This window comes from Escherichia sp. E10V10 (assembly GCF_004211985.1).
Lineage (GTDB): Bacteria > Pseudomonadota > Gammaproteobacteria > Enterobacterales > Enterobacteriaceae > Escherichia.
Map to the genome: position 1 here is coordinate 273,436 of NZ_RHJO01000002.1, position 21,386 is coordinate 294,821.

Sequence of the window (21,386 nt, forward strand, 5' to 3'; positions counted from 1 at the left end):
TACTCCTTTATTCTTCTTCATCCCCGTTAAAGTTCGCCCGAGGAAGACAGGTGTATGCGCCCCAGTAATAAATTCCCAACGACATCAGCGCGACGACGATAGTATCCCACGGGTGACCTATAATGCCGCTACCGCCAAAACTACCCAACCAGGAAAACAGCATAATCAGGGCATAGAAGGCAATAAGCCACAATGAAGATTTAATCTGCTGCGCCAGGCTGACATGCTGAACAGGCACTTTCGACTTACAAACCACGTAAACCACAAACATTACGATTTGTAGCCCCAGCAGCCAGGAAAGCGTTCCCCAACCAGACCAAAAAACAATCAGCGCGGAAATCATAAAAGAGAGTGGGCCGAGCACCGCAAAACCACGAACGCGGAACGGGCGCGGCATATCTGGTGCATTACGACGCAGCCCGGCAGCTGTAACTGGCGCGATGGCGTAGCTCAGTACCAGAGCCGCAGAAACCACGCTAATCAATTGCTCCCACGACGGGAACGGCAGCGTCCAGAAGATAGATAAACCAAACGTCAGCCACAGTGCCGGACGTGGAATACCTGACTCCTTATCGATATGAGTAAAGGTTTTAAAGAATGTCCCCGCCTTCGCCCAGCCATAGATCACGCGCGGTGTCGCATTCATGTAAATATTGCCAGTGCCGCTGGGAGACACAATAGCATCACATACCACCATAAATGCCAGCCAGCCCATCCCAAGGGTAATGGCGATATCACGATACGGCAGCGAATAGTTCTTACTGATCTCCGCCCACCCCCCACTTAGCGACTCAGTAGGGATGCTGCCCAAAAAGGCTATCTGCAGCAGAACGTAGATGATGGTCGAGAGAATTACCGAGAGGATCAGCGCAAATGGGATGGTACGTTGCGGATTTTGCGCCTCGCTGGCAACGGAGATAATCGGTGTCAGCCCAAGGTAAGCGAAGATAATCCCACCCGCGCTAATTGCCGCTTCCACTCCTGACATACCAAATGGAGCCATACCCTGTATATGCAGATTCTCCGGTTTGAAGAAGGCAAATAACGTTATTACCACCAGCAACGGCACCAGAAACTTCAGCACACTAATAAAATTGTTCGAGCGGGCGAACGTTTTGACACTGTAGTAGTTCAGGGCAAAAAAGAAGCACAACAGTAAGAACTGCACCACCCAGCCTAACAGCGTCGGGTCACTGCTCCCCGTCTGCGTCAGCGCCGGAAACCAGGCGGCAGCATATTGCCGTGCGGCTACAATCTCAATGGAGATCAGGCTGGAGAAGGCAATCAGGGTAATAAAGCCCAGCAGATAGCCCATCAATTCGCCGTGCGAAAATACCGGGTAACGAATAATACCGCCCGCGCGGGGAAGCGCCGCCCCCAGTTCGCAGTAAATAATCCCCAGTAGCAACACCGCAAAACCGCCAATAACCCAGGAAGCAATCCCGGCTGGGCCAGCGATCGATGCGACATGGCTGGCAGCAAACAGCCAGCCAGAACCAAAAATCGCCCCCAGACCAATAAAGGTCAAGTCGGTGAGCGTTAACTGCTTTTTAAACTTCCCCGACTCAACAACGACGGTTTGCGTGCTTTGGGTAGAAGGAATTGTCATAGTGATGCCCTTCAATGAGTCAACAAGGAGGAAATGGCTTCCCGGGTCCACTGGCCGTTAACCAGGCGCAGCAGGTTTAATGGATTACTGTCCTGCAACGCAGGCGGTAATAGCGCAGCGGGTGCATTTTGCAGGCATACCGGGCGCAGAAAACGAGTAATGGACAGCGTGCCTACGGACGTGCCGCGCGCGTCGGTGGTTGCCGGGAACGGACCACCGTGTACCATGGCATCGCAAACCTCAACGCCGGTGGGATAGCCGTTGAACAATACGCGCCCGGCTTTATCAGCCAACAACGGCAATAAACGACCAGCCAGTTGCCGGTCATCCTCATCCGCCTGAAGTGTGGCAGTAAGTTGCCCTTGCAGAGCGTTAATCACCTGCAACAACTCCGCTTCATCAGCGGCTTCAACCACAATCGCGAGCGGCCCGAACACTTCCTCCTGCAACAGAGGATCTTTTTCAAGTACGCTTGCCACCTGAGCCTGATAGAGACGAGCTTCTGCACGTCCGGTCTGATGATTATCGCCCCCCGCCAAACACCGAATTGTCGGATGTCCTGCCAGTTTCTCTACGCTGTGGCGATAGTGTTCAAGCGTGGAGGCGTTAAGCATGAGTTGCGGTGAGGCGGCATTCACTTTCTCAACCAGTTGCTGCAAAAAGTCCGCGTTTTTCTCCCCCTTCAGCAACACAACCAAGCCTGGTTTAGTGCAGAACTGCCCACATCCCAGCGTGAACGACGCGACTAAATCGCGGGCCAGCGTATCGGCACGTACTGATAGCGCCTGCGGCAGAATGAAAAAGGGATTGAGAGCCGACATTTCGGCAAAAACCGGTATCGGCTGTGGACGCTGTTGGGCCAAACGAAAGAGTGCCATGCCACCACGTAATGAGCCGGTAAAACCCACCGCCTGAATTGCGGGATGTTTCACCAGTTCAGCACCGATATCAGTACCGAAAATCATATTGAATACGCCTGCGGGCATGGCGCATTTAGTCACGGCACGAGCGATCGCTGATGCGATAATTTCTGCCGTTCCCATATGCCCAGGATGCGCTTTCACCACTACCGGGCATCCTGCAGCCAGTGCCGCAGCTGTATCACCACCGGCGGTAGAAAAAGCGAGTGGAAAGTTGCTGGCACCAAATACCGCCACCGGCCCGAGAGCCGTTTTATACTGGCGCAAATCCGGTCGAGGAAGAGGCTGACGCTCCGGCAACGCAGTATCAATTCTTACCTCAAACAGATCGCCCCGACGTAATAACCCGGCAAACATGCGCATCTGCCCGCTGGTTCTTGCCCGCTCTCCCTGTAAACGCGCCAGGGGTAACGCTGTCTCCTGATGTGCCGTAGCGAACAGTTCGTCGCCTGCCGCATCAAGTTCATCGGCGATGGTTTCTAAAAAATCGGCACGTTGCCCGGCACTGGTCTGTGAATAGCGCACAAAAGCCTGCTGCGCCGCAATAGCCGCCTGCGCGGCCTCCTCCACGGAGGCCGGGTAAAAACGTTGCCCGGTAGGTTCGCCATCCTGCGCTCGCAGGCTGACCAGCGACGGTTCACCGCTGGCAACACGTTGCCCGGCGATGAACTGTTGCCCGGTGAAAGGGAAAGTTTCAGTCATAGTCTCTCCCCACCTCAAAGGCCCACGTCCGGCAGCGCAGGGCGAGTCGCCAGCGCTTTCTCAACTATCGCCACAACCTGGGCACGCGTTTCACCTTCCAGCGCCAGACGCGGCGGGCGAGTAACCTCACTGCCACGCCCCAACAGGGCTTCGCACAGCTTGATACACTGCACCAGGTCAGGACGCGCATCGAGATGCAGCAGCGGCATAAACCAGCGATACAGCGCCATAGCCTCGTCAAAACGCTGTTGTTTTGCTAAACGGAACAACGTCTCACCTTCGCGTGGGAAGGCGTTTGACATCCCGGAAATCCAGCCTTCAGCGCCCACCGCAATGCTCTCAACCACGACATCATCCAGCCCTGCAAACAGCACAAAGCGATCTCCTACCGCATTGCGAAGATCGATAAAGCGACGAGTATCACCAGAGGAATCTTTAAAGCAGACAATATTTTCGCAATCAGCGAGTGTTTCCAGGATATCAGGGGTGACATCGTTTTTATAAATCGGTGGGTTGTTATAGACCATGATCGGCAGGTCGGTCGCCATTGCCACACTGCGGAAGTGCGCTGCAGTTTCATGAGGCTTAGACGAGTAAACCAAAGCAGGCATCACCATAACGCCATCAACACCGACCTTCTCGGCCTCTTTTGCCATCGTCCGGGCAAAGGCGGTGGTGAACTCAGCAACCCCGGCAATCACCGGAATTTTTCCGCCAGCAGCATCTTTCGCGACTTCGATGATTTGCAGTTTTTCCTGAGTGGTAAGTGACGTGTTTTCTCCTACGCTACCGCACACTACCAGGCCAGAAACCCCGTCTTTAACCAGGTTTTTCATCACCGCATGGGTAGCATCCAAATCAAGTGAGTAATCACTACGGAACTGAGTGCTAACCGCCGGAAAAACGCCACTCCAGTTAATCGCTTTATTGCTCATCTTTGGTTTCCTTATTGTCAACCTGTTGCGTTAATGTGAATTAAAAGTGAATTTTCATTAACAGATTGACCTCTCCTTGCGCTGGCGGCTTGTCGATTTTCTTTCCCCAGGATGACGAAATTAGCACAATGCCCGGTTGCGATTTGTCGTGCTACCCGACCAACGTCATCCGAAAATCACGCGGTGTTGAGCCTGTCATCGCCTTAAATTGACGGCTGAACGCACTGTGGTCGGTATAACCGCACTGCAAAGCGATATCGGTAATCGGCGTAGTTCCGGCAAGCAACTCCGTGGCCTTTTCCAGTCGAACTTTGTGGATCATCTGGCGAGGAGTCAGGTGAAAAATCCGCTTACAGTAGCGTTCAATTTGCGCCACAGACATTCCGCTCATTTCAGTCAACTCTTCCATAGAGATCGCGCGGTGGTAGTGATTGCGAATGTGCTCATCGATGATCGCCAGACGTTGCCAGGCAGGATGACGCGCATGTGCTTCCTGGAGATCATGTGAGATCCCCGCCATTCCAATCACACGCCCCTGCATATCGCGCAGTGCCAGTTTCTGCGTCAGGCACCAGCCGCGTTCGCGCCCGTTATAGAGATGCATCTCCAGTTGATCACGTAACGCAACCCCTTCGCGTAGCACACGCAGATCCTGTTCGGTATATCCTCGTCCCAGCGCAGAAGGGAAAACATCTGCCGATGTCTTCCCCAGTAGCGATGTCACGTTTTTAAACCCGCAGCGTCGCGCCAATGTCATATTGACTAACAGATAACGGGCCTGCACATCCTTAATAAAAAACACCACATTAGGAATGGCGTTGAGAAGTGGCGCAATCAGCGCCAGTGCATTTAACAATGCCTGAATATTTTGTGGACGCTGCCGCGCCAGCCCCTCGCAAATTTGACTAAGTTCATCAACGGCCAGCGCAGTTTCTTCACAAGGGGAAAACTCAATAGTCTGATGACATATGCTGGACATAGCTGTTCCTCATAGCGATTGAGGATGAATGTTTATTAACCTTTAGTTAACATGACAAGTACTGAAAGCGCATTTTGCGATCCTTCCGTGTATTTCCACTTTCCGTTGCTCTCACTACTGACGAACGCTTGTTCTTGGTCTAACACATCACTAACAAGATGATTAATATTAAAAAAATATGACCACTCCTGGTATCGCGAAATAATTCACTGTGCTGATTTCGTCATTTCCCTTGCAGAAACCCTTCAAGCGATAAAGTTGCAATTACGCCAGCATTTAGAAACATTTCGTTAACCACATGGAGCCAGAGCATGCATGTTCCTCACCAAATCACTGAACTCAGGGCTATCGACTCCCATACCGGAGGCGAGCCGACCAGGTTGATTATTGATGGCTTTCCCGATCTCGGTAGCGGCAGCATGGCCGAACGGCGCGAACGTTTTGCCCGGGAATTTGACAGTTGGCGCAAAGCCATAATTCTTGAGCCACGCGGCAACGACGTGCTGGTCGGCGCGCTACTGTGTGAGCCGGTTTCCCCTCATGCCACGGCGGGTGTCATCTTTTTCAATAATGCCGGATACCTGAATATGTGTGGGCACGGCACTATCGGGCTTATTGCTTCACTGGCCTGGTTAGGTCGTATTAAACCAGGCGTTCACCGCATTGAAACCCCTGTTGGAGATGTAAACGCCACATTGCATGACGATGGCAGTGTGTCAGTTGAAAACGTTCCGGCCTGGCGCTGGCAAAAACAGGTAAGTGTGGAAACGGCGGTGGGTACAGTTACAGGTGATATCGCCTGGGGTGGCAACTGGTTTTTTCTTATTAATGATCATCCATTTGATATTGTGCCGGAACAGATCCCGCAGTTAACTGAATACGCCTGGGCGGTACGGGAAGGACTCGATAATGCGGGGATCGTCGGTGAAAATGGTGGCATTATCGATCATATCGAACTTTTTGCCGATGACGATCAGGCGGATAGCCGTAGCTTCGTCCTTTGCCCAGGCAAAGCGTGGGATCGTTCTCCCTGTGGCACAGGCACCAGCGCCAAGTTGGCCTGTCTGGCAGAGGACGGAAAACTCGCCCCCGGCGATATCTGGCGCCAGGCCAGTATTATTGGTAGCCAGTTTACGGCTCACTATACCCGCCATGGCGAGAAGATTATCCCCACCATTCGTGGAGAAGCCTGGGTATGCGGCGACAATCGCCTGCTCCTTAATCCGGACGATCCCTTCTGCTGGGGGATTAGCCTGTGAACAGCACGGAGGTCATTGTCATCGGCGCAGGCATCATCGGGGCCGCCTGCGCATGGCAACTGGCAAAACGAGGGGTGAGAGTCACGTTAATTGACGACGGCCGAGCCGGAGCTACGGCTGCAGGAATGGGGCATCTGGTCTGTATGGATGATGATCCCGCAGAACTGACGCTCTCTGCCTGGTCGCTGGAACTGTGGCGCACGTTGACGCCTCAGTTACCGGAAAGCTGTGCCTGGCGCGGCTGTGGCACATTGTGGCTGGCGGAAACACCAGAAGAACTGGAAATGGCCCGAGAGAAGCAGCGACGTCTGGCATCGCAGAAAGTAAACAGCGAAATGCAAAGCGCCGCACAATTGGCTGAGCGAGAAGTTATGCTACGCCCGGGGTTATCCGGCGGGTTATGGGTGCCGGGCGATGGCATCGTCTATGCCCCAAACGTTGCCCGTTGGTTTATTGCCAATGCGGGCGATAAGCTGACACATCTGGTTGATCCCGCCATTCGTCTGGAAGAACCAACAGTGACATTACAGAGCGGTCGCCAGGTACGCGCCGACGCGATCGTCATCGCCAGTGGTCTGGGAGCCAATACGTTACTGGGGGAGCCATGGCTGCGCGCGAAGAAAGGCCAACTGGCGATTACTGATCGCTATGGTCCACTGGTCAATCACCAACTGGTTGAACTTGGCTACGGCGCCAGTGCTCACGGCGGCGGCACGTCAGTGGCCTTTAATGTGCAGCCTCGTCCCACCGGCCAACTGCTGATTGGCTCTTCACGTCAGTTCGATAACCAGGATCGCGAACTGGACCTTCCACTCCTGGCCGCGATGCTGTCCAGAGCGCAACACTTTCTGCCGTCTCTGGCAACGCTCAATATTATTCGTTGCTGGAGCGGTTTTCGCGCCGCCTCGCAGGATGGTAATCCCCTTCTCGGCCCGCATCCTTCCCGTGCTGGCGTCTGGCTGGCTCTTGGTCATGAAGGGCTTGGCGTGACCACTGCCCCCGCCAGCGCGTCGCTGTTAGCCGCACAGTTGCTGGGTGAACGTAGCCTCGTATCTCCTGCCCCCTGGCTACCCGCCAGACTTATCTCCCTGGAGGCCAGCGCATGAGTGGCACTATTCGAATTTTTATTGCCGGACAGCCCTGGTTTGTCCCGACGGGTATTAGCGTAGCGGCGGCACTGGCCTTAACCGATAACCCCATTACGCGCCTTTCGGTGAGCGGGCAACCACGTACACCTTTCTGCGGCATGGGCGTTTGCCAGGAGTGTCGGGTGAGCGTTAATGGTCGTCGGGTACCAGGTTGTCAGACCCTTTGCCAGCCAGACATGCAGATTGAAAGGAGCGGATATGCAGACCTTACAGTGTGACATTTTAATTCTCGGTGCAGGTCCGGCGGGGCTATCAGCTGCCCTGGCCGCAGCAAAGTGCGATAAGCAGGTCATCATCCTTGATGATAATCCGCTTCCTGGCGGTCAAATCTGGCGCGATGGCCCACAAAGTCAGCTTCCTCCACTGGCCCGCCATTACCGTGATGCCGTTGCCAACGAATCGCGGATTCGTGTGCTCAACGGAGCGAGGTTAATCGCCCGCCGCAGCGAAAATTGTGTACTGTTCGAAACCGCAGAAGACTACGGCACAGTAAGCTGGAATAAACTGATTCTCTGCTGCGGTGCACGTGAACTTGCATTACCGTTTCCAGGCTGGACACTGCCCGGTGTCAGTAGCGCGGGTGGGTTACAGGCACAAGTGAAACAGGGGCTGCACATGGCGAATCAAAAAGTGGTTATTGCCGGAAGCGGGCCACTATTACTGGCCGTTGCTGACACCGTTCGCCGTGCCGGAGGCGAAGTGGTGGCGATTGTGGAACAAGCCCCACGCGCAGCGCTATTGCGCTTTGGCCTCGGGCTATGGCGTTGGCCGGGTAAGCTGCGCCAACTGGCGACACTATTTCCTCGTCGTTATCTCAGTGCAAGCCAGGTTATCGCTGCTCACGGCGACGCAACATTGCGTGCTGTCACCCTCCGACACAATGGTAGGGAAATCACACTGCCATGCGACAAATTGGCTATTAGCTATGGTCTGGTGCCTAATCTTGAACCAGGGTTGTTCTTCAGTTGTGTCATCAGCAATGATGCCGTGCAGGTGGATGAACTTCAGCGAACCTCGGTTAAAAACATCTATGCAGCCGGTGAATGTACTGGATTTGGTGGCAGTGAACTGGCGCTGATAGAAGGTGAGATAGCCGGGCTTTGTGCGGCCGATCGCGCCCATGAAACCAGGTTTCTGCAACAAAAACGTGCCGGGTGGCAGCGCTTCGCCCTTGCACTTCATAAAACCTTTGCCCTGCCCGAAAGTCTCAAGCGCGTTGCGACACCAGAAACGCTGCTTTGCCGCTGCGAAGACATTCGCTGTAGCGATGTAGAGCAAGCACAAAGCTGGCTGCAGGCCAAATTAACGACCCGCTGCGGCATGGGAGCCTGTCAGGGGAGAACCTGCGCCGCTACCGCTCGATGGTTATACGGCTGGCCATTACCGCAACCGCGAGAACCCCTTTCCCCCTCTCGCAGCGAAACGTTAATTGCCCTGGCGCACCAGCCACCTTCACCACATTAAATCCCTGATAAGGACTTAACGTTAATGGCTTATCCGGTCTGGTAAATCTTACAAATTCAATACATTGCAGAATCTACCCAGGCCAGATAAGCGTGGCGCATCTGGCAATTATTGAGGCGCAAACGAGAAATCTATCCAGGCAAAAAAATTCGTGATCTCAATCACATATTAGCCTAATGAATAATTCTTGCCCAACCGCTCACCGCCATTCCTGACCGCTTACGTCCCTAATATAACCACTCAGTTATTTACCTTACTTTACGCGCGCGTAACTCTGGCAACATCACTGCAGGATAGCGGTCAATTTACCTCCTCAAACGCAACGCAAACCTAGAACGGCTTCGGCCTATGATTAACAAATTACTCTAAGGATTTTGGTTTGCAGGAAGGCAGCAAGTGAGTGAATCCCCGGGAGCTTACAACAGTAAGTGACAGGGGTGAACGAACGCAACTGCCGCACCTGTAAGCCAAAAGACGACGAGTAAAATGCCAGGTTTTACTATGGATACGAAAAAACTATTCAAGCACATACCCTGGGTGATTCTCGGAATCATCGGTGCATTCTGCCTCGCGGTAGTTGCATTACGTCGGGGGGAGCACGTCAGCGCCCTGTGGATCGTGGTCGCCTCTGTGTCGGTGTATCTGGTGGCGTATCGCTACTACAGTCTGTATATCGCCCAGAAGGTGATGAAACTCGACCCCACGCGCGCGACGCCTGCGGTTATTAACAACGACGGTCTGAACTACGTTCCGACCAACCGTTACGTGTTGTTTGGTCACCACTTCGCCGCTATCGCCGGTGCTGGTCCGCTGGTTGGTCCGGTTCTCGCCGCGCAGATGGGCTACCTGCCTGGCACGCTGTGGCTGCTGGCGGGGGTAGTGCTGGCCGGTGCGGTTCAGGACTTTATGGTGCTGTTTATCTCCTCTCGCCGTAACGGCGCATCTCTCGGTGAGATGATCAAAGAAGAGATGGGACCAGTACCGGGGACTATCGCGCTGTTTGGCTGTTTCTTAATCATGATCATCATCCTTGCCGTACTGGCGCTGATTGTGGTTAAAGCCCTGGCCGAAAGTCCGTGGGGTGTCTTCACCGTTTGCTCAACCGTACCGATTGCGCTGTTTATGGGTATCTACATGCGCTTTATTCGTCCGGGGCGTGTGGGTGAAGTCTCTGTCATTGGTATCGTGCTGCTGGTTGCCTCTATCTACTTCGGTGGCGTGATTGCTCACGACCCGTACTGGGGTCCAGCACTGACCTTTAAAGACACCACCATTACCTTCGCGCTGATTGGCTATGCGTTTGTTTCCGCACTGCTGCCGGTGTGGCTGATCCTCGCACCGCGCGACTATCTGGCCACCTTCCTGAAAATCGGCGTTATCGTCGGCCTGGCGCTGGGTATCGTGGTGCTGAACCCGGAACTGAAAATGCCAGCGATGACCCAGTACATTGACGGTACTGGCCCGCTGTGGAAAGGTGCACTGTTCCCGTTCCTGTTCATCACCATCGCCTGTGGTGCGGTATCTGGCTTCCACGCGCTGATCTCTTCCGGTACGACGCCGAAACTGCTGGCTAACGAAACCGACGCGCGTTTCATTGGCTACGGCGCAATGCTGATGGAGTCCTTCGTGGCGATTATGGCGCTGGTTGCTGCGTCCATCATCGAACCGGGTCTTTACTTCGCGATGAATACCCCGCCTGCGGGCCTTGGCATCACCATGCCTAACCTGCATGAAATGGGTGGCGAGAACGCGCCGATCATCATGGCGCAGCTGAAAGACGTTACCGCACACGCGGCGGCGACCGTCAGCTCCTGGGGCTTCGTGATTTCGCCAGAGCAGATCCTGCAAACCGCGAAAGACATTGGTGAGCCTTCTGTCCTGAACCGTGCAGGTGGTGCGCCGACACTGGCGGTAGGTATCGCGCACGTGTTCCACAAAGTGCTGCCGATGGCTGACATGGGCTTCTGGTATCACTTCGGTATTCTGTTCGAAGCCCTGTTCATCCTGACCGCGCTGGATGCCGGTACCCGTTCTGGCCGCTTTATGCTGCAAGACCTGCTGGGTAACTTCATCCCGTTCCTGAAAAAAACCGACTCTCTGGTTGCCGGTATCATCGGTACTGCGGGTTGTGTGGGTCTGTGGGGCTACCTGCTGTATCAGGGCGTGGTCGATCCGCTGGGCGGCGTTAAGAGCCTGTGGCCGCTGTTCGGTATCTCCAACCAGATGCTGGCAGCCGTAGCGCTGGTACTGGGCACCGTTGTGCTGATTAAGATGAAGCGCACCCAATACATCTGGGTAACTGTTGTTCCGGCTGTATGGCTGCTTATCTGCACCACCTGGGCGCTGGGCCTGAAACTGTTCAGCACCAACCCGCAGATGGAAGGCTTCTTCTACATGGCGAGCCAGTACAAAGAGAAGATTGCTAACGGTACTGACCTGACGGCGCAGCAGATTGCCAACATGAACCACATCGTTGTGAACAACTACACCAACGCAGGTCTGAGTATTCTGTTCCTGATTGTGGTGTACAGCATCATCTTCTACGGTTTCAAAACCTGGCTTGCGGTGCGTAACAGCGACAAACGTACTGACAAAGAAACACCGTACGTTCCAATCCCGGAAGGCGGCGTGAAGATCTCTTCGCACCACTAACCGGTTGCCGGATGCGCTGCGCGTATCCGGCCTACAAAGTGTCTATCGTGGGCCGGATAAGGCGTTTACGCCGCATCCGGCAAATCCCCAGCCCGGACCTTCCGGGCTTTACGCATATCTGGAAGGCAAAATGTTTGGTAACTTAGGACAGGCAAAAAAATATCTCGGCCAGGCGGCGAAGATGTTGATTGGCATTCCAGACTACGACAACTACGTCGAGCATATGAAGACCAACCATCCCGACAAGCCGTACATGAGCTATGAAGAATTCTTCCGCGAACGCCAGAACGCGCGCTACGGCGGCGATGGTAAAGGCGGTATGCGCTGTTGTTAATGGAGAGAGCATGAACCCGATTGCAGTTACCCTACTCACCGGTTTTTTAGGCGCGGGCAAAACCACCCTGCTGCGCCATATTCTTAACGAACAACACGGCTACAAGATTGCCGTGATTGAAAACGAATTCGGCGAAGTCTCCGTTGATGATCAACTGATTGGTGACCGCGCCACGCAGATCAAAACGCTGACCAACGGCTGCATCTGCTGTTCGCGCTCCAACGAGCTGGAAGACGCACTACTCGACCTGCTGGATAATCTCGACAAGGGCAATATTCAGTTCGACCGTCTGGTCATTGAATGCACCGGCATGGCCGATCCCGGCCCGATTATTCAGACCTTTTTCTCCCATGAGATTTTATGCCAGCGCTACCTGCTGGACGGCGTGATTGCGCTGGTGGATGCGGTACATGCCGACGAGCAGATGAACCAGTTCACTATCGCCCAGTCACAGGTTGGCTACGCCGACCGTATTCTGCTGACCAAAACCGACGTCGCAGGCGAAGCAGAAAAACTGCGTGAACGCCTGGCGCGCATCAACGCCCGTGCACCGGTCTACACCGTCACCCACGGCGACATCGACCTGGGCCTGCTATTCAACACCAACGGTTTTATGCTGGAAGAGAACGTCGTCAGCACCAAACCGCGTTTCCACTTTATCGCGGATAAACAAAACGATATTTCGTCGATTGTGGTGGAACTGGATTACCCGGTAGATATCAGCGAAGTTTCCCGCGTGATGGAAAACCTGCTGCTGGAATCGGCGGATAACTTGCTGCGTTACAAAGGGATGCTGTGGATTGACGGCGAACCTAACCGCCTGCTGTTCCAGGGCGTCCAGCGCCTCTACAGCGCCGACTGGGACCGCCCGTGGGGCGATGAAAAACCGCATAGCACGATGGTGTTTATCGGGATTCAGCTGCCAGAGGATGAGATTCGGGCGGCGTTTGCGGGGTTGAGGAAGTAAGGGGTTATGGGCCGGATAAGGCGCATCCGGCCTGATATTTCACTCAAAATAGTCCATATCCAGTTTCGGCACCTTCAACAAACGTGAAGAAACCCCTACTTCGTTTTCGATCATTAAGTGCACCAGGCGTTCCCCATCAACCAGCACCATACCCTCGACGGATTGAGCAAAGTCACGCGCCTGAGACGTAAATCCAGAAGTGGTAATAAACACCCCACGTTTCGCCTTTTGCCCAGCCAGTGCGCCGTAAAATGCCTGTAACTCTGGCCTGCCTACAGTGTTCTGCCAACGTTTTGCCTGAACATAAACTTTCTCCAGGCCAAGTTTATCAAGCGATATCACACCATCGATGCCACCATCTCCAGTACCGCCAACACGCTGCAAATCATCACGGTGGCCGCCATACCCCAGGCGATGCAAAACATCCAGAACAATGACTTCAAAGCGCGAAGGAGAAACCTGCAATAAGTTTTCCAGAACCTCATCAGCCACCGCATCACGAAGCTCTTTTAGCGCCTGATCTAACCGATCGTCCGGGCTGCTCTTTGCAAGTTCTTCATGATCGGGAGAGTCGGCTTTCGGATCTAAATCGACGGCATCCGGCCGTGACTTAAGTTTGACATTCACAAAATCGAAGGCCAGATGGTTCGTCTCCTGCTCCTTCATTGGCTGGGGATGAGACGCAACCCAGTCAAAACCCGCAGGAGTCAGGCACCATTTGCCACGCGACAAACTTTGCGACAACCCGGCACGTTTTAAACGGTCATGCGCCCAGCCTGCACGATTTTTATAAACAAGTTGTCCGCTGGTAATGACTTTCGCTCGCTGACTGTCATCCAGTCCTAATGCATCCGCGGCAGCCTCATGAACATCACGCGCGGCTGCACCTTCCGGTTTTGTCGCCAGATAACGCAGAACAGGTTCAATAAATTTGTCATAGGTAGGAACCGTCATAGTACATCCTTGCAGAATCAGGTAGATGTTTTTCGGCTACTATAACACTACCAAAATAGACGAACACGTTAGAAATTAGTCAGTTGCTGTGACTCCGGTCATTGCCCGGAAAGGTACAGAAAGCTAAGATAGGGCGTTATGGGCCTTAAATATTTGGACAGGCCCACACAGCAATGGATTAATAACAATGATGAATAAATCCAATTTTGAATTCCTGAAGGGCGTCAACGACTTCACTTATGCCATCGCCTGTGCGGCGGAAAATAACTACCCGGATGATCCCAACACGACGCTGATTAAAATGCGTATGTTTGGCGAAGCCACAGCGAAACATCTTGGTCTGTTACTCAACATCCCCCCTTGTGAGAATCAACACGATCTCCTGCGCGAACTCGGCAAAATCGCCTTCGTTGATGACAACATCCTCTCTGTATTCCACAAATTACGCCGCATTGGTAACCAGGCGGTGCACGAATATCATAACGATCTCGACGATGCCCAGATGTGCCTGCGACTCGGGTTCCGCCTGGCTGTCTGGTACTACCGTCTGGTCACTAAAGATTATGACTTCCCGGTGCCTGTGTTTGTATTGCCAGAACGTGGCGAGAACCTCTATCACCAGGAAGTGCTGACGCTAAAACAACAGCTTGAACAGCAGGTGCGAGAAAAAGCGCAGACTCAGGCAGAAGTCGAAGCGCAACAGCAGAAGCTGGTTGCCCTGAACGGCTATATCGCCATTCTGGAAGGCAAACAGCAGGAAACAGAAGCGCAAACCCAGGCTCGCCTTGCGGCGCTGGAAGCACAGCTTGCCGAGAAGAACGCGGAACTGGCAAAACAGACCGAACAGGAACGTAAGGCTTACCACAAAGAAATTACCGATCAGGCCATCAAACGCACGCTCAACCTTAGCGAAGAAGAGAGCCGCTTCCTGATTGATGCCCAACTGCGTAAAGCGGGCTGGCAGGCCGACAGTAAAACCCTGCGCTTCTCCAAAGGCGCGCGTCCGGAACCCGGCGTCAATAAAGCCATTGCCGAATGGCCGACCGGGAAAGATGAAACGGGAAAACAGGGCTTTGCGGATTATGTGCTGTTTGTCGGCCTCAAGCCCATCGCGGTGGTAGAGGCGAAACGTAAAAATATCGACGTTCCCGGCAAGCTCAATGAGTCTTATCGCTACAGCAAATGCTTCGATAATGGCTTCCTGCGGGAAACCTTGCTTGAGCACTACTCACCGGATGAAGTGCATGAAGCGGTGCCGGAGTATGAAATCAGCTGGCAGGATACCAGCGGCCAACAACGGTTTAAAATCCCCTTCTGCTACTCGACCAACGGGCGCGAATACCGCGCAGCAATGAAGACCAAAAGTGGCATCTGGTATCGCGACGTGCGTGATACCCGCAATATGTCGAAAGCCTTACCCGAGTGGCATCGCCCGGAAGAGCTGCTGGAAATGCTCGGCAGCGAACCGCAAAAACAGAATCAATGGTTTGCCGATAACCCTGGCATGAGCGAGCTGGGCCTGCGTTATTATCAGGAAGATGCCGTCCGCGCGGTTGAAAAGGCAATCGTCAAGGGTCAACAAGAGATCCTGCTGGCGATGGCGACCGGTACCGGTAAAACCCGCACCGCAATTGCTCTGATGTTCCGCCTGATCCAGTCCCAGCGTTTTAAACGCATTCTCTTCCTTGTCGACCGCCGTTCTCTTGGCGAGCAGGCGCTGGGGGCGTTTGAAGATACGCGTATTAACGGCGACACCTTCAACAGCATTTTCGACATTAAAGGGCTGACGGATAAATTCCCCGAAGACAGCACCAAAATTCACGTTGCCACCGTACAGTCGCTGGTGAAACGCACCCTGCAATCAGATGAACCGATGCCGGTGGCCCGTTATGACTGTATCGTCGTCGATGAAGCGCATCGCGGCTATATTCTCGATAAAGAGCAGACCGAAGGCGAACTACAGTTCCGCAGTCAGCTGGATTACGTTTCTGCCTACCGTCGCATTCTCGATCACTTCGATGCGGTAAAAATCGCCCTCACCGCCACCCCGGCGCTGCATACGGTGCAGATTTTCGGCGAGCCGGTTTACCGTTATACCTACCGTACCGCGGTTATCGACGGTTTTCTGATCGACCAGGATCCGCCGATTCAGATCACCACCCGCAACGCCCAGGAAGGGGTTTATCTCGCCAAAGGCGAGCAGGTTGAGCGCATCAGCCCGCAGGGGGAAGTGATCAACGACACCCTGGAAGACGATCAGGATTTTGAGGTCGCCGACTTTAACCGTGGCCTGGTGATCCCGGCGTTTAACCGCGCCGTCTGTAACGAACTCACCAACTACCTTGACCCGACCGGGTCGCAAAAAACGCTGGTCTTCTGCGTCACCAATGCCCATGCCGATATGGTGGTGGAAGAGTTGCGTACCGCGTTCAAGAAAAAGTATCCGCAACTGGAGCACGACGCGATCATCAAGATCACCGGTGATGCCGATAAAGACGCGCGCAAAGTGCAGACCATGATCACCCGCTTCAATAAAGAGCGGCTGCCCAATATCGTGGTAACCGTCGACCTGCTGACAACCGGCGTCGATATTCCGTCGATCTGTAATATCGTGTTCCTGCGTAAAGTACGCAGCCGTATTCTGTACGAGCAGATGAAAGGCCGTGCCACGCGCTTATGCCCGGACGTGAATAAAACCAGCTTTAAGATTTTTGACTGTGTCGATATCTACAGCACGCTGGAGAGCGTCGACACCATGCGTCCGGTGGTGGTGCGCCCGAAGGTGGAACTGCAAACGCTGGTCAACGAAATTACCGATTCAGAAACCTATAAAATCACCGAAGCGGATGGCCGCAGTTTTGCCGAGCACAGCCATGAACAACTGGTGGCGAAGCTCCAGCGCATCATCGGTCTGGCCACGTTTAACCGTGACCGCAGCGAAACGATAGATAAACAGGTGCGTCGTCTGGATGAGCTATGCCAGGACGCGGCGGGGGTGAACTTTAACGGCTTCGCCTCACGCCTGCGGGATAAAGGGCCGCACTGGAGCGCCGAAATCTTTAACAAACTGCCTGGCTTTATCGCCCGTCTGGAAAAGCTGAAAACTGATATCAACAACCTGAATGATGCGCCGATCTTCCTCGATATCGACGATGAAGTGGTAAGCGTAAAATCGTTGTACGGTGATTACGACACGCCGCAGGATTTCCTCGAAGCCTTTGACTCGCTGGTGCAACGTTCCCCGAACGCACAACCGGCATTGCAGGCGGTGATTAATCGCCCGCGCGATCTCACCCGTAAAGGGCTGGTCGAACTCCAGGAGTGGTTTGACCGCCAGCACTTTGAGGAATCTTCCCTGCGCAAAGCATGGAAAGAGACGCGCAATGAAGATATCGCCGCCCGGCTAATTGGACATATTCGCCGCGCTGCGGTGGGCGATGCGCTGAAACCGTTTGAGGAACGTGTCGATCACGCGCTGACGCGCATTAAGGGCGAAAACGACTGGAGCAGCGAGCAATTAAGCTGGCTCGATCGTTTAGCGCAGGCGCTGAAAGAGAAAGTGGTGCTCGACGATGATGTCTTCAAAACCGGCAACTTCCACCGTCGCGGCGGGAAGGCGATGCTGCAAAGAACCTTTGACGATAATCTCGACAACCTGCTCGATAAATTCAGCGATTATATCTGGGACGAGCTGGCCTGACACGTATACACTTCATCCTTCAGGCTGCCTCTGCGTTGGCTGCGCTCGTTCACCCCGGTCACGTACTTCTGTACGCTCCCGGGGATTCACTCACTTGCCGCCTTGATGCAACCTGAATGATTTTGTGTATATTACCCTCGGCAATTTCTTCTGCGGCCCCAAACAATGCGGGCCGCTGCTTAATTTACGGAATCTACAATGAACAATAACGATCTGGTCGCGAAGCTGTGGAAGCTGTGCGACAACCTGCGCGATGGCGGCGTTTCCTATCAAAACTACGTCAATGAACTCGCCTCGCTGCTGTTTTTGAAAATGTGTAAAGAGACCGGGCAGGAAGCGGAATACCTGCCGGAAGGTTACCGCTGGGATGACCTGAAATCCCGCATCGGCCAGGAGCAGTTGCAGTTCTACCGAAAAATGCTCGTGCATTTAGGCGAAGATGACAAAAAGCTGGTACAGGCAGTTTTTCATAATGTTAGTACCACCATCACCGAGCCGAAACAAATAACCGCACTGGTCAGCAATATGGATTCACTGGACTGGTACAACGGCGCGCACGGTAAGTCGCGCGATGACTTCGGCGATATGTACGAAGGGCTGCTGCAGAAGAACGCCAACGAAACCAAGTCTGGCGCGGGCCAGTACTTCACCCCACGTCCGCTGATTAAAACCATTATTCATCTGCTGAAACCGCAGCCGCGTGAAGTGGTGCAGGACCCGGCAGCAGGTACGGCGGGCTTTTTGATTGAAGCTGACCGCTACGTTAAGTCGCAGACCAATGATCTGGACGACCTTGATGGCGACACGCAGGATTTCCAGATCCACCGCGCGTTTATCGGCCTCGAACTGGTGCCTGGCACCCGTCGTCTGGCGCTGATGAACTGCCTGCTGCACGATATTGAAGGCAACCTCGACCACGGCGGCGCAATCCGTCTGGGCAACACCCTGGGCAGCGACGGTGAAAACCTGCCGAAGGCGCATATTGTCGCCACTAACCCGCCGTTTGGCAGCGCCGCAGGCACCAACATTACCCGCACCTTTGTTCACCCGACCAGCAACAAACAGTTGTGCTTTATGCAGCATATTATCGAAACGCTGCACCCAGGCGGTCGTGCGGCAGTGGTGGTGCCGGATAACGTACTGTTTGAAGGCGGAAAAGGCACCGATATTCGTCGTGACCTGATGGATAAGTGTCATCTGCACACCATTCTGCGTCTGCCGACCGGTATTTTTTACGCGCAGGGCGTGAAAACCAACGTGCTGTTCTTTACTAAAGGGACGGTGGCGAACCCGCATCAGGATAAGAACTGCACCGATGACGTGTGGGTGTACGACCTGCGTACCAATATGCCGAGCTTCGGCAAGCGCACGCCGTTTACCGACGAGCATTTGCAGCCGTTTGAGCGCGTGTATGGCGAAGACCCGCACGGCTTAAGCCCGCGCACTGAAGGTGAATGGAGTTTTAACGCTGAAGAGACGGAAGTTGCCGACAGCGAAGAGAACAAAAACACCGATCAGCATCTGGCCACCAGCCGCTGGCGCAAGTTTAGCCGCGAGTGGATCCGTACCGCGAAATCCGATTCGCTGGATATCTCCTGGCTGAAAGATAAAGACAGTATTGATGCCGACAACCTGCCGGAGCCGGATGTATTAGCGGCAGAAGCGATGGGCGAGCTGGTACAGGCGCTGGGCGAACTGGATGCGTTGATGCGTGAACTGGGGGCGAGCGATGAGGCGGATGCGCAGCGTCAGTTGCTGGAAGAAGCGTTTGGTGGGGTGAAGGAATGAGTGCGGGGAAATTGCCGGAGGGGTGGGTTGAAACCAATCTGCAAAACGTCGCATCATGGGGCTCAGGTGGAACACCCTCCCGAAATCATGATGAGTATTACAATGGCAATATCCCCTGGATTAAAACAGGTGATTTAGGGCCTAAAATTATTACTAATGCCAGTGAGTATATAACCGATGCTGGTGTAAAAAACTCAAGTGCAAAATTCTTTCCTAAGGGTTCTGTCGCTATTGCAATGTATGGAGCAACTATTGGTAAAACATCCATATTAGGCATTGATGCAACCACAAACCAGGCATGTGCAGTGGGAACCCCTCTTGAAGGCGTCACATCCACCCTTTTTCTATATTATTTTTTACTTAATGAAAAAAATGCATTTATAAAAAAAGGAAAAGGTGGTGCACAACCTAATATTTCTCAAACAGTGATAAAAGAGCACATAATTTACTTGCCACCACTTGCCGAGCAAAAAATCATCACTGAAAAACTCGATACGCTGCTGGCACAGGTAGAGAGCACCAAAGCACGTCTTGAGCAAATCCCACAAATCCTGAAACGTTTTCGTCAGGCGGTGTTGGCTGCTGCTATGGGGGGGAAATTTACTACAAATGCAGGCATAACACAGTCACCTTTGACAATTGGATATGAGACATCTAAAACTCCGCCAGGATGGAAATGGTATAAGCTAATAAAACTGGCTCAATTGGAATCAGGTCATACCCCTAGAAAAACTGTTCCTGAATATTGGGAAAATGGTGATGTACCATGGATTTCGCTACAAGATATAAGAGCTGCTCATGGTAAAAAAATATATAAAACGAAGTTTATGCCAACACAAAAGGGCATAGATAATTCTAGTGCAAGATTACTACCAGAAGGAACGGTTTGTTTTTCCCGTGATATTTCAGTTGGATATGTCACAATTATGGGAAAAAGAATGGCAACTACACAGCATTTTGCTAATTGGATATGTGGCAACGAATTGAAAAACAAGTATTTAATGTTTGCTTTTATGGCGGCAAAGCAACATTTAACAAATTCAGGTCAAGGAACAACTGTAAAAACTATTTACATGCCCGCACTTAAGGAATTAATGATTTTAATACCGTCTCTTTCTGAACAAGCCGAAATCGTTCGCCGCGTCGAGCAACTCTTCGCCTACGCCGACACCATAGAAAAACAGGTCAACAACGCCCTGGCCCGCGTCAACAACCTGACACAATCCATCCTGGCAAAAGCGTTCCGTGGTGAACTCACCGCCCAGTGGCGGGCCGAAAACCCGGAATTAATCAGTGGTGAAAACAGCGCCGCCGCGTTGCTGGAAAAAATCAAAGCTGAACGCGCAGCCAGCGGGGGTAAAAAAGCCTCGCGTAAAAAATCCTGATCATTATTTTCTGGCGCACCTTTCCGGTGCGCTTTTTATTATTTCACGCCAATCATAATTCACGCAAATATATTTAAATCACTCCAGAAATTGCCCATTTTATTCTATTTTTAGCTGGACTTTCCCTGTATTTACTGATGATATATCCAGGTATTTAGCGCGGTGCGGATGTGCGCCAACACACCCGCACCGCTCATCACAATCACTATTTATAGAGAATAGTTATCATGACTGACACGCATTCTATTGCACAACCGTTCGAAGCAGAAGTCTCCCCGGCAAATAACCGTCATGTCACTGTCGGTTATGCGAGCCGCTACCCGGATTACAGCCGTATTCCCGCCATCACCCTGAAAGGTCAGTGGCTGGAAGCCGCCGGTTTTGCCACCGGCACGGCGGTAGATGTCAAAGTAATGGAAGGCTGTATTGTCCTCACCGCCCAACCACCCGCCGCCGAAGAGAGCGAACTGATGCAGTCGCTGCGCCAGGTGTGCAAGCTGTCGGCGCGTAAACAAAAGCAGGTGCAGGAGTTTATTGGGGTGATTGCGGGTAAACAGAAAGTTGCCTGAATGGAAAAACGCTCCCGACAC

At 53.2% G+C, this 21,386-nt stretch carries 16 protein-coding genes; 11 read left to right on the forward strand and 5 right to left on the reverse strand.

The features are described from left to right. Positions 1–7: 7 nt before the first annotated feature. The 4 genes from D9736_RS05765 to D9736_RS05780 form a co-directional block, all read right to left on the reverse strand. Positions 8–1,609 (reverse strand): APC family permease, encoded by a 1,602-nt coding sequence (locus D9736_RS05765; RefSeq protein WP_130204740.1) that lies wholly within the window; start codon positions 1,607–1,609, stop codon positions 8–10. A gap of 11 nt (positions 1,610–1,620) precedes the next feature. Continuing rightward, on the reverse strand, positions 1,621–3,231 hold the full coding sequence (locus D9736_RS05770; RefSeq protein ID WP_130257901.1) for an aldehyde dehydrogenase (NADP(+)): 1,611 nt from the start codon (positions 3,229–3,231) through the stop codon (positions 1,621–1,623). Positions 3,232–3,245: 14 nt separating this feature from the next. Next, positions 3,246–4,166, reverse strand: a complete 921-nt coding sequence (locus tag D9736_RS05775; RefSeq protein WP_130204736.1) for a dihydrodipicolinate synthase family protein — start codon at positions 4,164–4,166, stop codon at positions 3,246–3,248. Positions 4,167–4,317: 151 nt separating this feature from the next. Next, complete coding sequence (locus D9736_RS05780) at positions 4,318–5,145, reverse strand: AraC family transcriptional regulator (protein ID WP_130221703.1); 828 nt, start codon at positions 5,143–5,145, stop codon at positions 4,318–4,320. 311 nt (positions 5,146–5,456) lie between these two features. Here D9736_RS05780 and D9736_RS05785 point away from each other — a divergent pair, with 311 nt between their 5' ends. The 7 genes from D9736_RS05785 to yjiA all read left to right on the forward strand — a co-directional run bounded on the left by D9736_RS05785 (position 5,457) and on the right by yjiA (position 12,969). Further along, positions 5,457–6,404, forward strand: coding sequence for a 4-hydroxyproline epimerase (locus D9736_RS05785; protein ID WP_130257902.1), 948 nt, complete (start codon positions 5,457–5,459; stop codon positions 6,402–6,404). Then, positions 6,401–7,510: an FAD-dependent oxidoreductase gene (locus D9736_RS05790; protein WP_130257903.1), complete on the forward strand. Its 1,110-nt coding sequence runs from the start codon at positions 6,401–6,403 to the stop codon at positions 7,508–7,510. Before D9736_RS05785 ends, D9736_RS05790 begins: the two co-directional genes overlap by 4 nt. Then, the gene (locus tag D9736_RS05795; RefSeq protein WP_000017085.1) at positions 7,507–7,770 is read left to right on the forward strand and encodes a (2Fe-2S)-binding protein; all 264 of its coding nucleotides are present in this window, start codon (positions 7,507–7,509) and stop codon (positions 7,768–7,770) included. The genes D9736_RS05790 and D9736_RS05795 overlap by 4 nt, the downstream gene beginning before the upstream one ends. Then, positions 7,751–9,016, forward strand: coding sequence for an FAD/NAD(P)-binding oxidoreductase (locus tag D9736_RS05800; RefSeq protein ID WP_130257904.1), 1,266 nt, complete (start codon positions 7,751–7,753; stop codon positions 9,014–9,016). Before D9736_RS05795 ends, D9736_RS05800 begins: the two co-directional genes overlap by 20 nt. Positions 9,017–9,517: 501 nt before the next feature. Further along, the gene (btsT, locus tag D9736_RS05805; protein WP_001298933.1) at positions 9,518–11,668 is read left to right on the forward strand and encodes a pyruvate/proton symporter BtsT; all 2,151 of its coding nucleotides are present in this window, start codon (positions 9,518–9,520) and stop codon (positions 11,666–11,668) included. Between the two features lie 130 nt (positions 11,669–11,798). Continuing rightward, positions 11,799–12,002 carry a YbdD/YjiX family protein gene (locus D9736_RS05810; RefSeq protein WP_000467859.1) on the forward strand — a complete coding sequence of 68 codons (204 nt, stop codon included), beginning with the start codon at positions 11,799–11,801 and terminating at the stop codon, positions 12,000–12,002. A 10-nt stretch (positions 12,003–12,012) separates the two neighbouring features. After that, entirely contained in the window at positions 12,013–12,969 is a 957-nt protein-coding gene (yjiA, locus tag D9736_RS05815) for a GTPase (RefSeq protein ID WP_130257905.1), read from the forward strand. A 39-nt stretch (positions 12,970–13,008) separates the two neighbouring features. Here yjiA and mrr read toward each other — a convergent pair whose 3' ends face one another. Beyond that, the gene (gene mrr, locus D9736_RS05820) at positions 13,009–13,923 is read right to left on the reverse strand and encodes an adenine/cytosine-specific restriction endonuclease Mrr (RefSeq protein WP_088551263.1); all 915 of its coding nucleotides are present in this window, start codon (positions 13,921–13,923) and stop codon (positions 13,009–13,011) included. Positions 13,924–14,110: 187 nt separating this feature from the next. Here mrr and hsdR point away from each other — a divergent pair, with 187 nt between their 5' ends. From hsdR to symE, 4 genes are all read left to right on the forward strand, one after another. Beyond that, on the forward strand, positions 14,111–17,623 hold the full coding sequence (gene hsdR / locus D9736_RS05825) for a type I restriction-modification system endonuclease (RefSeq protein WP_165383144.1): 3,513 nt from the start codon (positions 14,111–14,113) through the stop codon (positions 17,621–17,623). Between the two features lie 198 nt (positions 17,624–17,821). Further along, positions 17,822–19,411, forward strand: coding sequence for a type I restriction-modification system methyltransferase (hsdM, locus tag D9736_RS05830; protein ID WP_059273476.1), 1,590 nt, complete (start codon positions 17,822–17,824; stop codon positions 19,409–19,411). Further along, on the forward strand, positions 19,408–20,796 hold the full coding sequence (locus D9736_RS05835; RefSeq protein ID WP_130257906.1) for a restriction endonuclease subunit S: 1,389 nt from the start codon (positions 19,408–19,410) through the stop codon (positions 20,794–20,796). The genes hsdM and D9736_RS05835 overlap by 4 nt, the downstream gene beginning before the upstream one ends. Positions 20,797–21,023: 227 nt before the next feature. Next, complete coding sequence (gene symE, locus D9736_RS05840) at positions 21,024–21,365, forward strand: endoribonuclease SymE (protein WP_130257907.1); 342 nt, start codon at positions 21,024–21,026, stop codon at positions 21,363–21,365. Positions 21,366–21,386 lie beyond the last annotated feature (21 nt).